Annotated in this window: 11 protein-coding genes; 9 read left to right on the top strand and 2 right to left on the bottom strand. The window is 27.7% G+C overall.

The annotated features are described in order from the left end of the window. Positions 1–80: 80 nt before the first annotated feature. The 8 genes from JN03_RS08300 (at position 81) to JN03_RS00230 (ending at position 11367) form a co-directional block, all read left to right on the top strand. Complete coding sequence (locus JN03_RS08300) at positions 81–266, top strand: hypothetical protein (protein ID WP_134076426.1); 186 nt, start codon at positions 81–83, stop codon at positions 264–266. Positions 267–596: 330 nt separating this feature from the next. After that, on the top strand, positions 597–3284 hold the full coding sequence (locus JN03_RS08295) for an OppA family ABC transporter substrate-binding lipoprotein (RefSeq protein WP_134076425.1): 2688 nt from the start codon (positions 597–599) through the stop codon (positions 3282–3284). Next, a complete protein-coding gene (locus JN03_RS08290) occupies positions 3284–4480 on the top strand; it encodes an ABC transporter permease (protein WP_119863968.1) in 1197 nt (398 codons plus the stop codon). Before JN03_RS08295 ends, JN03_RS08290 begins: the two co-directional genes overlap by 1 nt. Beyond that, positions 4480–5778, top strand: coding sequence for an ABC transporter permease (locus JN03_RS08285; protein WP_119863967.1), 1299 nt, complete (start codon positions 4480–4482; stop codon positions 5776–5778). Before JN03_RS08290 ends, JN03_RS08285 begins: the two co-directional genes overlap by 1 nt. An 11-nt stretch (positions 5779–5789) precedes the next feature. After that, positions 5790–6272 (top strand): hypothetical protein, encoded by a 483-nt coding sequence (locus JN03_RS00245; RefSeq protein ID WP_134076424.1) that lies wholly within the window; start codon positions 5790–5792, stop codon positions 6270–6272. 426 nt (positions 6273–6698) lie between these two features. After that, positions 6699–7781, top strand: a complete 1083-nt coding sequence (locus tag JN03_RS08280; RefSeq protein ID WP_036441754.1) for an ABC transporter ATP-binding protein — start codon at positions 6699–6701, stop codon at positions 7779–7781. Further along, the gene (locus JN03_RS08275; RefSeq protein WP_134076423.1) at positions 7771–10245 is read left to right on the top strand and encodes an ATP-binding cassette domain-containing protein; all 2475 of its coding nucleotides are present in this window, start codon (positions 7771–7773) and stop codon (positions 10243–10245) included. The genes JN03_RS08280 and JN03_RS08275 overlap by 11 nt, the downstream gene beginning before the upstream one ends. A 231-nt stretch (positions 10246–10476) precedes the next feature. Further along, positions 10477–11367, top strand: a complete 891-nt coding sequence (locus JN03_RS00230) for a MamI family restriction endonuclease (RefSeq protein ID WP_134076422.1) — start codon at positions 10477–10479, stop codon at positions 11365–11367. A gap of 41 nt (positions 11368–11408) precedes the next feature. Here the strand turns inward: JN03_RS00230 and JN03_RS08270 are convergent, their stop codons facing one another. Both JN03_RS08270 and JN03_RS03515 read right to left on the bottom strand, forming a co-directional pair. Next, the gene (locus JN03_RS08270; RefSeq protein WP_208317676.1) at positions 11409–12512 is read right to left on the bottom strand and encodes a DNA-methyltransferase; all 1104 of its coding nucleotides are present in this window, start codon (positions 12510–12512) and stop codon (positions 11409–11411) included. Positions 12513–12735: 223 nt separating this feature from the next. Further along, on the bottom strand, positions 12736–12906 hold the full coding sequence (locus tag JN03_RS03515) for a hypothetical protein (RefSeq protein ID WP_166666745.1): 171 nt from the start codon (positions 12904–12906) through the stop codon (positions 12736–12738). Positions 12907–13264: 358 nt separating this feature from the next. On the opposite strand from JN03_RS03515, the gene lepA reads away from it, so the two are divergent. Then, positions 13265–15064, top strand: coding sequence for a translation elongation factor 4 (gene lepA, locus JN03_RS00220; RefSeq protein WP_134076421.1), 1800 nt, complete (start codon positions 13265–13267; stop codon positions 15062–15064). Positions 15065–15067: the final 3 nt, after the last annotated feature.

Genomic DNA, 15067 nt, shown 5'->3' with positions numbered 1-15067 from the left:
TTTTTTATTTTTTTATCAAAAATATAAGAAAAATAATATCCTTTTTAAATTAAAATATTTCACGAACAAAACGGAGAAAAATGACTACAAAATTAGTTTTAAAACATACTTGAACAATCAAGGCTGCTAAATCTGCAGTTATTTTTGCTTCATCAATTATTAATTTCATTATTAAGAATATTAAGAACGCATCTAAAATGAACAAAATGATGAATAACTATATTTTTAATAAAGGAATTAATAATGAACCTGTACTTTTTCAATAATTTTATAATAATTTATATTTATAACCATACGAAGAAACCTCTGGCTTTTAGGGGAACATAGTTTTGATTAATTTGACTTTTTAGTCAATCATCATAAAAATATCATTTTAGACAAATAAATCAAAAATATGCAAAAGCCAATTTCATCAAATTTATAAAATTAACTTTAAACTAACTAACTTATAAATCAATAATAAAAAAAACAAAAACCAACTATTTAATTACTTAATTTAAATTTAAAAACACATAATAAAATATTGTAAAAACACTTGACACTTTAATAATTAATGAAATTAAATTAACAAACTTAACAAAAGGAAAAAAATTAAAATGACTAAGAAACAGAAATTACTATTTCTTAATGCACTCCCCTTAGCAGCATTAACAACCATCCCACTTGTTTCTGCATCTTGCGGTAAAGACATTATCGAAAGACAACAATTTGTTAGGGCATGAGACTCACTGCTAACTCCTGTTCCTTTTAGAAGCGATGCTTCTAGAAGCTATGGAGGATTCCAAGACACCACAATGTTACACAACACTGGTGGATTACTACTTAGAGTTCAAGGATTAAATGAACCTGATGTAAAAGATGGTAAAGAAATTATTACTCCAACTTTTGCAAAATATCGTTTAGAACTTGCTTCAGCTATTGTTTTAACACTTGAAGATGGCACTGTTAAAACATATGATAACGACCAAGCTGAAGTTACACCTCAAAAACCAACAGGTGGATGAGATAAAATAACAGTTTTCAAAGAATCAGCAAATGCAACTTCTATTAATAGCAAACAATTTTTAGAAGACTTGAAAAAAACTAAAAAACTACAATTTGCTATTAAAGAAGGCATTCATTGAGTAGACTACAAAGGTAGAAAAACAAGTCATCAAGTTGTTCCAAAAGACTTCTACTACTCATGATTAAGAACTGCAAACATTAGTAGAGATACAAGGTTTGAAAATGGAACAAACGAAGAAATTGATAAAATAATGAATGAAAAGTTGGCTAATAAAGATACTTCTATATTTACAGCCAACCAAGCATATTCAAATGAATATTTATATGGACTATTTGATATTGATTCAAGCAAGTTCTATAAAGAAGATCAGTTCTTACAAGCTCTACCTAATTCAACCAAACAAGGTGTTACATTCGAATTAACCCAAGGCGGTAAAGTAGGAAGTTTCGATTCATTCTTGAAAAAATGTATTATAGGAAACTACGACTTTCTAGCAGCTCCTTCACAATTTATTGATGAAACCAATAAAAACTTAGGAAGCTTAACTTTATATAACCACTTAAATAAAAAATTAAGTTATGCCGATGAAAAACTTGTTAGAGATAAACTGCTTTCTATTAAAGACACCTTATATGGAAAAATTGGTAGCTATTGATACGGTTTAGGCGACTACAGCACATTATATGCTGGACCTTTCTATGAAGCATTTCCATCAGGTACAAGAAGAATTTTTAGAGAAAATGCTTACTACTGAGATAAAGAATGAGTTAACTCATCACAAAAAATTAAAGAAGTTATCTGAAAATATAACCAAAGTGCTTCATCTGATAAAAAGCAATTTGCTAGAAATCAATTCAATAACTTCAAATTAAATGAAGTTTCTACAGTTGTTTATAACTCACTAGAATCAAATGAAAAAGCAGAAATTATAAATAAGAAATTAGGTCCTAAATACTCAAAACCTTTAAATAGATATACACCTACTTATAAATTTGCATCTGTTCCATTAGTTCGTGGTGGACAAGAAAATTACTTATTCAATGATGCTTATGCTAAATTAGTATATGGTGCAACTAAAGAAGAAATTAAGACTGGTAAACAAAAAATCGATAGTTTCATCGGTGGACTTGGTTTGTCATTCAGAACTATTTTAGATGCAGCTGTTAACTGAGCAACATTTGAAGACCAACAATCAAACCAATTACGAAAACCATGACTTGGTAAGCTAGCATGAGATGGTCAAATCGGTGGAAGTGACCAAGAAAGTGCTACCAAAAAAACCTTAGCTGAATTCTATGAAGACTTGAACTCATTATATGCTATAGACAAAGATGGAAATAGAATTAAATTCGATGGAGATAAATTCTTAATTACCAACACTGAAAACATTGAATATGCAAAAGGTCAAAAAGAAATTAAAGAAAAATTAAAATCTGCACAATTTGCTAAATTAAAAGAAGAAATTGCTAAGACGATTCAAGAATTTGATAATAAAAATCCTGAGTATAAAGATAAACCATTTGAATATACTTACTACTACCAATACTTGAATATAACTTCAGAACTAAAAAGTACAGAAGAAAAATTAATGAATTTATTCAAGGAATTACACCCAAGATTAAACATAAAATTTGAATACTCTTCACAAGAAGACAAAACATTCAATGATGTTAGAGATAATGGTATTTCAGGTCAAGAATTCAGTGGCTGAAGTTATGATTATGATGGTTCTGCATCGGGTTTTGATGGTATGTCATGAAACCAACACTTGATCTTTAGTTTAAGTTGAATAAAACATAAAGCAGGAGAAAACTTTAAAAAATCATTCCCTGAATTAACAAAACTTGCTGAAGCTCTAAATACTTATCAAATAACTCACACTTTTAAATCTTCAATTCCATTTAATGATTTACATCTAATAAGCAATAGATATGCATATACTTTCATTATTGGTGGATACAACTATAAATTCAAAAAAGATGGCGATTTATATGTTCTAGAAAGAAATGAAAAAAACAAACCAGTACCTTTCCAAGATGCTACTGATATCTATCTATGAAGTGCTAAATTCTGATTTGATCATATTAAAACATTAAAAAATGAAGATGTAGTTAAACTTCTACAAGAAATTATAACATTCCAAAATGTGGATCACCAAATCGGTGGAAACCACACAAACAAAAACCCATTCACACCTTACTTAATAAATAAAGCATATAATTACCCAATTGTTTCTGGCGAAGTTGAATATCAAAGCGACATTTTTATTAAAAAATAATGCTTAAATATGTAATGCAAAGAATAGCATTTGCTATTCTTGCTTTCTTCGTTATATCGATACTTTGTTTCTTGCTAGTTTCTGCTTTTGGGCCTGACCCAATTAAAAAACTAGCATCTCAAGAATTTCAAAGTTCACAACAATCCTCACACCAAACACTTGCACAAATTCAAGCTCGGCTTGAAGTACAATATGGTTTTAGGTGAGGAACCGAAGATAATCCCGGACCATTAATTCCGCATTTAATAAGATATTTCAGATACATTGGAAATATATTAACAAAAGGTGACTTCAACTTTTTAATCAACAATAACTCAAACCCAAATAAATTTGAATATACTGATATTTGAAAACTATTTTTCAATCCATTAAGATATTCAGTACTGGTTTCGGCACCCGCATTTATAATGAGTGCAGTATTCGGAACCACATTAGGAGTTGTAGCTGGTTATAAAAGGGGTAAATGAGCAGATTCAACAATAAATGTTTTTGTGTTGTTCTTTATAGCACTTCCATCATTTATAATTGCTCCTATTGCAATTTCGATATCTGTTAAATTGAAAATTTTGTCTACCATACCTCCATTTGGTTCAGGGCAAAGTTTTGGTAGGGTATTCGCTGCTTACTTACCGCCAATTATTGTTGTAACATTAGGTTCTCTTGCTGTATATACAACATATGCAAGAAACCAAGTTATTACAGTACTAACTTCAAATTATGTTTTAATTGCAAAGACCAAAGGTCTTTCACAAAAACAAATATTCTTTAAATACGTACTAAGAAACATTTCTATTCCTTTGTTTGCAATCGTATTCCCTTCATTTTTATTCTTACTTTCAGGAAGTATAATTATTGAAAAATACTGAGATATACCTGGAACTAGCCAAACAATTGCGTTTGCCTTTCCAGAGGGTGAAATCTTTATAGTAATGTTTTCTACTCAGTTCTTCTCACTCCTTTCGCTTTTCTCTGAACTTGTAGTTGATGTAATGTACGTTATTTTAGATCCTCGTATAACATACGGAACAAAAAGCAAGAAAAACTTTTCTATCATCTTTAAAACTTATTTGCAAAGAAAAAAAGTTATTAAAGATTTGAGACAATCACTTCTTGAACAATACAAACAAAATCTTTTAAATAAAGACTATAAACAACAATTACCCGAAGATCAAGTTTCAATAGGCGGTGAAGTATAATGGAAAAACTCACAGCAAAAGAGTTCAACTTAAAATATAAAATCAATGGTGAATTGCAAAATAAATTAAATTTCGTGCCTGAAAGCAAAAAACAAAATTTAATGTCAATTGCAGGAAAACCTAAAAGATTAATTGTTGAAATTTTTAAAAGATTCTTCTCAAACCCTGTTGTTGTAATTGCGTTCACAATCTTTATTGCTCTACTTTTATGTTCAATTTTGATCCCTTCAAGATTGATTGCTAAATACTCTCCTACTCAAGAAATTTCAGGCTTAGATGGAATTAAGTTGCTTCCTCCATCTTATGCCCCTTTAATTAAAAACCAAGCAACCGATTCATCAAGTTCATTTTATACACTGTGAACTGATATCAAAGAATTTAAATCTGAAAACATTAAGTATTTTGACTTCTTTTTAAAAACAGTCAAAATTAATGGTATAGCTCAATCAAACCCATTAGAATTTGATCCTCCTAGTGATTTTGTTGTAACTTATGATGCATATGCTTTTTATAAAGCATTAGCCCTTCGTTCAGATTTATGAAATATTAAACAAACCATAATTCCAGAACATGTAGTTAATTTAGCTCTTTCAAAAATTGATGATCTAAAACCACTTCTTGGTACTAACCATTTAGGTCAAGATATTTGAACAACTACTTGATATGCTACTTGAAGAGCTATTAAAATAGCACTTGCTGCTGCTGTGCTTCAAACTATTATTGGTGTATCTATCGGTGCTTATTTAGGATTTCATGCCGGTAAAAAAATAGATACTATCATAATGAGAATTATTGATATATTCTTATCACTTCCTGAACTTATTTGATTGTTACTATTTACAACTATTTTTGGAGCTACACATTTCGCTTTAATTGCTGCTCTTGTAATTACGGGATGAGCAGGACCTGTGTCTTCGACAAGAATGTTTATAATAACTATTAAAGATGAAGAATATATTACTGCTGCTAAATCAATTGGAGCTACAACTAGAAGACAAATATTTGTTCATGCACTTCCTGCTGTATTAGGAAAAATTGCAACTAACTTTGTTAGAAGAATTCCATCAATTATAATGAGTGTTGCATCACTTGCATTCCTTGGATTTTTCAAAGAAAAAAATGATGTTAACTTAGGTCAACTTTTAATTGAATCAATTCCTTATACGCAATATAACCCTTGAACACTTGCTCTTCCTTCAATTATCTTATTAACACTATCTCTATCACTTCACTTCATTGCAATGGGAGTACATGACGCTTTAGATCCTAAAGTAATTGCTAAAGCAAAAAGAAAGTAATTATTAAATTTATGAATGACATTAATAAAATAGAAGACGAAAAATCTTTCAGAAATTATTGAAAAAATAGTTGAAATATTTTTACAACAATTTTCTTTTTTACTGCTATTTTATTGCAAATTATTTTATCCATCATCTTTTTATATGTTGCTAAAATGACCATCCAAAATGCTTTAAGCATCGCTTCAAGCATTATTGCTGGAATTTGTGTTTTTATAATAATTTTCCGTTTCGGCTTTGGAAGTGGCACAATGAGGTTTTTTAAAAACATTCATAAAGAACGTGTGATTAAAAAACAAGCTGCTTCACAATACAAACCAAATGCAAGCCAACTTGAAAAAGATTTTATTATTGCAAACGAACGTGAAAAATATGAACAAGCTGAACTTCATAATAAAATTCACAATAAAAAAACAACAAATTTGTCATTCTACATTCTAATATTTATTAATATTATTTGCATTATTTTAGCCTTAACCGCTATAAAAAACTAATGCATATACAATTAATTTCATATTACTAACTTTTAATAATTTATAATTTTCATAATCTTATACTAACCAATATCAAAAAGGAAAATAATGGCAACTAAGAAAAATACTCGTAAAAAAGTGCAAGTAAAAACCAAATCAACACGTTCTAATACTACCGAAATTAGTTTAGAAGATTTGCAAAATAGTGTGCCTATTACCATTGAAGAAGAAGTTAAAGAAGATATTGAGATCAGTGAAAAAACTTTAGAAACTTCAAAAGAAAGTTCTTCTTTAGAAGTTTCAAGTAAAGTTGAAGAAAATAATTCAGCAGCAGAAAATTCTGCACAAAATAATAAAAATCCTAAAAAATTAAAATTCAAATTTAAATCTAATACTGAACAAGTTAAAACTAAAATTCCATTTGCACGTCGTAATGATAAAGAATTTATCACTAGCACTTGAAAAGTTGCACCACTTGAAAATGAAAGAGTGCTTGAAGTTAGAAACTTGCACGTTTCATTTCCAGTGGGATATAGAAAAACAATTCACATTGTTCGGGGCGTTGATCTTGATGTAAAAAGAGGTGAAATTGTTGGACTTGTAGGTGAATCAGGATCTGGTAAATCAATTACTTCAAAAACTTTAATTAATATCAATGATAATGCAATCATATCAGCTGATAAGATTCAAATCAATGATTGAGAATTAACTAAGGTTCAAAAAGAAAAATATTGACAATACATCCGTGGTTCAAAAATTGGATATATTCCACAAGATCCATTAACAAGTCTAAATCCAACTCGTACAATTGGAAATCAATTGCTAGACGCATTAAATAATAACCTAGATTGAAAAGACAAAACATTTACAGAAAAAAAAGACCATTTAATTTCACTTCTAAAACGTTTTGGTTTGCGTGAAGCAGAAAAAATCTTTAACTACTACCCTCACACATTATCTGGTGGGATGAAACAAAGAATTGTAATTACAATGGTAGTAGCATTGAAACCTGATGTAATTATTGCAGATGAACCTACAACAGCACTAGACCCCACAGTTCAAGCTTCAGTTCTTGCTTTATTTGAAAAAATAAGACAAGATGAAGGTATATCAATAATTTTAATCAGCCACAACATTTCTGTTATTGCTAAATTCTGTGATTACATTTATGTAATGTATGCTGGTAGAATTGTTGAACGTGGAACTAAAAAAGAGATCTTCACTCAACCAGCGCACCCTTATACTTGAGCTTTAATTAGTGCTATTCCTGAAAATAAAGATGAAAAACTTTATACCATTCAAGGAACACCGCCCGATATGGCCAACCTTCCAATTGGTGATCCATTTGCGCCAAGAAATGATTATGCTCTTGAACTAGATTATGTTAAAGAACCTCCATTAATTCCTATTACTCCAACTCACTCTGCTGCAACATGATTGCTTCATCCTAAAGCTAAAAAAGTAGAACTACCACTTGAACTTAAAAAGAGATTAGAAGCCTTTAAGAAAGCCTTAAAAAATGAAAAGTAAAACTAAAGAAATAACCCAAGTTATTGAAAAACCTGAAACTCGCAAAGTTATTCTTTCGATTGAAAATCTAAAGAAATATTTTGTTAATCAAGGGTATATCAATAAAGCAGTTGATGGTGTTTCTTTCAATCTTCATGAAGGTGAAATTATTGGATTAATTGGAGAATCGGGTTCTGGTAAAACTACTGTTGGACGTAGCATACTACGTTTATATGATGATTACAATGGGTTTATTCGTTTAAATGAAAAAATCATTTCAGGAAAAAAATTAACTCGTCAAAGAACGAAATATTTGCGTCGTAATGTGCAAATGATTTTTCAAGATCCTCATGCTTCTTTAAATGGTCAACACACTATTTATAGCATTTTAAGAGAGCCTTTAATAATCAATGGTATTTTGAAAGAAAAACTGGACGATATTTTCTTAGATTGACAAGATGTCAAAAAAGCTTTTAAATATACCTTCCACATTAATGCTATGCAACTAGAAGTGCAAAACTATCGTGAAATCAATAGACTTGCAAAACCATTCTTTGCAAAATGAGAAGAAGAATTTGCAAACTTCAAATTTTCAGATGATGATAGTTTTGAAGATAGTTTCTCACGTTTCTTTCTATATCTAGAAGAAAAACAATTGATGGAAAGTAAGATTATTAATAATGTTTATACCAACACCAACAAATTATTTAATATCTACTATGAACATCAACAAAAATATCGTAATCGCGAACTTTCAAGTATAGAAACTAATTATTGAGAAAATTCTAAGCGTCTAAAAAAAGAAATTGAATTAACCAAAATTTCTGCAGAAGCTTATGAAGCTAAAAAAATTCTTTTAAAACTAAAACAAGATTACAAGAATTTAAAATTAGAAAAAATTGAACAACTTCGTACTTGCAAAAACACTTTCATTAACTTTTTAAACGAATATAAAAATGAAAGCGAAATTTCACAAATTGAAAAGTTAATGACTCTTGATCTTAAAAGTTATATTTTCAATTTAAAATCACAACTTCTATTTCTTAAAAAATACAGTGTTTTAAAAGAAATAAGCAAAAAATGTAAATACTTGCAATTTGAAGAAGCACGTAAAGTAATTGCTGATTTAGATTCTTATGCAGATGCATTTTTTGCTAAGTATTTAAAAGAAATTAATTTTCATTTAGTCCAAACTGAAAATATAGGTGAAAATAGCCCACAACTAACAGATGAACAAATTAAAAGTCTTGATCTTAAACTTTCAAAACCACATATTGAAATTAAAAAGATTTTAAATGAAGATTTTGAATTTGACTTTTCTTCTTATGTTGTGCTTTCACAAAAATCAGAAGAAGAATTTGATAAAAAAATTGCAAATCTTGAACACGAAATTTTAAAGACCAAGCAAATTATAAAAGATGGTAAGAAGAAAAACTATTCTACTGAAAACCTAAAGCAAGCACAAAATGCTTTAAAAGAAGCAGAACAAACTTATATTGAAGATATGAATTTGTTCTTAAAATCTTATCGTGTTAAAATCACAAAAGCCTATGAACAACTACAAGAACAAAAACAACTTTATTTGAACTTACGTAGCAGCCAACAAAAATGTAATACAAAATTTGATGAAATTGAAAAGATGTTCTGAAGTTATTTAGAATCAAAAATAACTGATGAAAAATCTTTCAAAGAAATTAATGCATTAATTAGTTATTATAAATCTGATATTGCAGTTAAAAAAGACACCCTAAAATCATTTCAAATCGAAAAATACTACCTAGATAAAGATTTAAAAAATCTTTACATCCTTCTAGGTATTGACCTAAAATGAGCTGCTAAAAATATTGCCGATGAAAATGTTGTTTGAAAAGATAGATTCAATAAATATAATTCTAATTTCTTTAAACCACTTGCTAAATTTTACATTGGTCAACTTCTTTGTAAAACCATAATTTATAAATCACTTGAAGATGTTGGTCTTCTGAAACAATTTGCTTATCGTTATCCACATGAATTTTCAGGTGGACAATTACAAAGAATTGTTATTGCTCGTGCTTTGATTACCCAACCTAAAATCATAGTAGCAGATGAGCCTATAGCTTCACTTGATATTTCAATTCAAGCTCAAGTTATAAATTTATTAAAAGAATTGTGTAATGAAAAAAATATCGGAATGATATTAATAGCACACGACCTAAGTATGATTGAATATGTAGCTGATAATGTTCAAATAATGCACTTAGGTAAAATAGTTGAATTTGGTAAAACTGAAAATATTTATGCTCGCCCAATTCACCCATATACCATCAATTTATTTAAAGCAATTCCTAAGATTTCTAATTCAAATGAGAAATTTGAAAATATATCATTTGAACTTGATTATCTAGAAGAGCAAAAATACCCTAATGTTCTAGAAATATTTAATGTTGATACTGAACATTATGTTCTGGGAACTCGCGAACAAATCAAAAAATGATTTAAATAGTTAAGTTAAATTAAGGCCCAAGATCATTGGGCTTTTTTATTTGAAATAAAAAAAATGTTTGTTGTATTTAAACTTTCATTAAATTATTTATATGAATGAAATATCTTTTTTAATTATAAATTTGATATAAATTGCTTGCTAAAATTAGTTTTAGCAAGCAAAGTTTTTAGTAAAATTAATATATCAATGTGTTTTATAGACAACTATTAGTATCATAGGGGTAATTTGTATATGGATAAAAAATTAGATCAGCTTATTAATTTTTTGTATAAATATTCAAAAATATGGCAATATCAATTAAATCTAGAATATGAATACAAAAGTAAAAATGTATCTACAGCCTTTAAAGGAATTGGTGCATTTGGCGAACTACTTACAGCACTATATAATACAAATTATATAGGTTCAGGTTCGGGTGGTATGGGTTTTGATTTGATTAATCAAAGAGACAAAAAAGAAATTGAAGTAAAAACATCTGTTACATTTCAATCAAACAAATGTAAATCTTGCAATTTTAAGTTTTCTAAAATATTTAATATTTGTTCTAATTGTGGTTCAAATAATTACGAAGAAATGGATGATAGTAGATTTGGTATAAACGCAAAAACATTGCTAGAAGCATATGATAAGAAAATCTTAGATTCTTTATTTGTATTTCATATTTTTGATAAACAAGACACAATAAATATAGATACTGGAGATATTGTGTTTATAATCAACTGTTATAAAATACCATTTACTTATGATGATTCTTTCTACGAAAATAAAAGATTACAATATTTTAAAAATCAACGTGATCAAAGTAGCAAAAGTAATCATTGTAATTTATTACCACTTTCATATGATTTTTGATTGCTTACTCCAATATATTTTGATAGTTGAGAAATTAAAGTTAATTTTAAAGATTTAAATAAAAAACCAATTATTAATAATATTTGAAATGAAAAACTGAAAAATATTGCTATTAATGTTAATATATGTTCTAATTTGGAAGAAAAAGAAAAATTTTTAAAACTAAATGATGGCAAAGATTACATTTCTCTTATTGAATTTGTAAAAAACTTTGATTATAGGAAGAAAAAATTTAATAAGGATAGAGGAAAAATTAAAAAAATATTTTAAAAAAAGAAATATCAAATTTCTGTTTACATATAAAAAATATTTTATAAAACATCAATTTTAGTAGGTTTGTCGACTAAAAATTTGTAATATTGTTTATTTTTTGTTGCTTGATATCAGCGTATAGATTTTTCATAAAAATTACTATCCAATTCGATACCAATAAATTTTCTATTTAAAGTTATACAAGCAATACCTGTCGAACCTGAGCCACTAGTGAAATCAAGTATTGTGTCACCTTCTTCACTAAATACATTAACCAATGTTTTTAATAATTCTTGAGGTTTTTGAGTTGGGTGTATGTTATTAGTGTCTTTTTTAAACTCCAAAACATTTTTAAATATTTTTTCCTTATTAGGAATATTAAAAACAACTGTATTTTCTTCTTTTCATAGTCTATTAATTTCAATATATGGTTTAAAGAAATCTAAATTATTTATTGCATATGTTTCAATTAATTTGTTGTAATTTGTTAGAGTGGGTATATAAAAAGTTCTATTTTTAAATCTAAAACAATGATCAAGACCTTGACCTAATTTTTCCATAATTTCTTTCTTACTATCAGGTATTGCTTCAAGTAATTTGCCAAAATATTTTCTTAGCTCAATGCTATTATTTTCATCTAATGATTTTCTAATTAATAATATTTCTTCATAATAATTCAATGGAGTAGTTTTAGAATTGAAACCATTAGCATGATTATTTTTAACTCACATCATTTTATTAGATAGAGAAAATTTTTCATAATTGTTCATTTCGGTAATTAATTGATAAGTAAGTGGTTCTTGTGAAAATAATAGAATATTAGTGTTTGGTTTTGAAATTTTAAAACAACAATCAAACATTTTCTTTTTATCAATAACTATATCTCATTGTGGGATTGCTGATTTATTTTTTCAACCCTCAATAGATAATCCCTGAACAGTTCCATAAGGGATATCAGTAATAATATGATCTACAATTATGCTTTGCTTAATAAGGGCATTCATAACTTCTATACATTCACCATTAATTAAGCAAAAATCACCATCAAGATAAAAATCTTTAATAATTTTGTTTTCTTTTAGTTTAGTTAATATTTCATTAGAAATATTATTTTGCTTAAAATCAAAATTAGTTTTATCAATTTTTATTCTATTTGATTTCATATTATTGCCCTTCTTACATAATTATTTAATGATTTTACTTTACAAAAATATAATTTTAATGTTTTTGTTTAAAATAATAATACACTTCAACACCATTTCAATAACACCTTTTTTGCTAAAAAGTTATTTATTAATTTGGTATATAAAATTTTTATTTTTTATTAGCAATATTTGTATAACAATAATTATAGCATAAAGTTAGCATAATTATAGAATGTTTTTATTATTTATCTTTGTAGTAATCTTCCAAAATTGTGTTTACTATTTTTGATTTAGTTATATTATATTTTTCAGCATCTTTTTCTATTTTTTTAACTAATGAACCCTTTATAGAATAGTGTGCAGAAACAGTTAAATCTTTTTCCTTTTTGGTAAATAATTCTTTTTTTTGCATAATATTTTCCCTAGAAATTTTATAGAATAATTATAGCATCATTGATTATTTTAATTTTGCATTAGAATAATAAAAGTTAAGGTAAAAAAATAATGATCATATGAAATATTATCTATACAATATTGTAAAAACCCTTGAAGTTTTTTTTGCATAAAAAATTTAATTTAACATATAAATTAACTTCACTTGCCTTATCTTCAAAACAAAAATCTGCAAAATCAACTTATTTAAAAAAGTTAGTTTTTATTTATTATAAATAAACACTTATACTATGGCAAATTTCTGAATCTAATTTTTGTAAATTCTTAATATTTATATGTATAAAAAAAATTTTTTTAAATATAATAAGTAAAAACATATGGAAAAATCAAAGATTAAGAATTTTGCAATTATTGCGCACATTGATCATGGTAAAAGTACGCTTGCTGATCGTATTTTAGAATTCACCGGAGCTATTAATGATCGTCAAACTATGCCTCAAATTTTAGATTCTATGGATCTAGAAAGAGAAAGAGGTATTACCATCAAGCTTAATGCTATTCAAATCAAGTACAAAGATTATGTGTTTCATTTAATTGATACTCCTGGTCATGTTGATTTTTCTTATGAAGTAAATAGAAGTTTAGCAGCTTGTGAAGGAGCATTATTATTAGTGGATGCTACCCAAGGAATACAAGCTCAAACGCTAGCTCACGTTTATTTAGCTCTTGAAAATAATTTAGAAATAATTCCAATAATCAATAAAATTGACCTTCCTGCAGCGGACCCTGAAAGAGTCAAAAAAGAAATTGAAGATGTTATTGGAATTGATGCATCTGAAGCAATTTTGATTTCTGCAAAATCAGGAATTAATATTGACCAAGTAGTAGATGCTATTATCAAAAAAATTCCATCCCCAAAAGAAGCAGATGACTCTGCTCCTCTTGAAGCTTTAATTTTTGATAGTTATTTTGATAACTATCGTGGTGTTATTGTACTTGCAAGACTATTCAAGGGTAAAATAAGTGTTGGTGATGAAATTTATTTTATGGCTAGCAAAAAATCTTATCTTGTAACTGAGCTTGGTGTAAAAAATCCATTTGAAGAAAAAAGAGAGACACTTTCCGCTGGTGAGGTTGGATGAATTGCTGCCGCTATTCGTGATATAAAAGATATTAATATTGGTGACACTATTACTTTAACTAACAATAAGACCAACTCGCCACTTCCAGGATATAAGAAATTAAATCCTGTTGTATACACTGGATTTTATCCAGTAGATACTCGTGATTACAACGATATGAAAGATGCACTAGAAAAGATTAGTTTATCTGATTCATCTATTGTTTGAACTCCTGAAACTTCAAAAGCCTTAGGCTTTGGTTTCCGAATTGGATTTTTAGGACTTTTGCATATGGAAGTGCTACAAGAAAGATTGGAACGTGAGTTTAATTTAAATATTATAGCTACTGCTCCTTCAGTAGAGTTTGTGGTTACATTAACAAATGGCGACATTCAATACATAACTAATCCTTCATTATTTCCAGACCGTACTTACATAAAAATGATAGAAGAGCCTTATATTAAAGCCACAATATTTTTAACTGAAGAATATTTAGGCTCAATTATGGAACTATGTCAACAAAAACGTGGAAAATATGTTGATATTGAATACATTGATAATTATCGGCGTAAATTAATTTATGAAATGCCTTTAAATGAAGTTATCTTTGATTTCTTTGATCTTATGAAAAGTTATTCCAAAGGTTATGCTTCTTTTGAATATGAACACATTGGGCTTCGTGAAAGTGAACTTGTGAAAGTTGATATTCTGCTAAATGGTGAAAAAATTGATGCTCTTGCAATGATTTGTCATAAAGATAGTGCTTACACCAAATCTCGTAGTTTAACTGAGAAATTAAAAGAAGTTATTCCTAGACAAAACTTTGAAATCCCAGTGCAAGCTGCAATTGGTGCTAAAATTATAGCTAGAGAAACAATTAAAGCTTATCGAAAAGATGTTACTGCAAAACTTTATGGCGGAGATGTTACCCGAAGACAAAAGTTACTTAAAAAACAAAAACTTGGTAAGAAACGGATGAAATCTATTGGTACAGTAGAAGTTCCCCAAGAAGCTTTTTTAGCAATATTAAAAACCGAAGTTAAAAAAGGAGATTAGTGT

Source organism: Metamycoplasma hyosynoviae (genome assembly GCF_004365165.1).
GTDB classification, from domain to species: domain Bacteria; phylum Bacillota_I; class Bacilli_A; order Mycoplasmatales; family Metamycoplasmataceae; genus Metamycoplasma; species Metamycoplasma hyosynoviae.
This window is presented reverse-complemented; position numbering and strand designations above follow the sequence as displayed.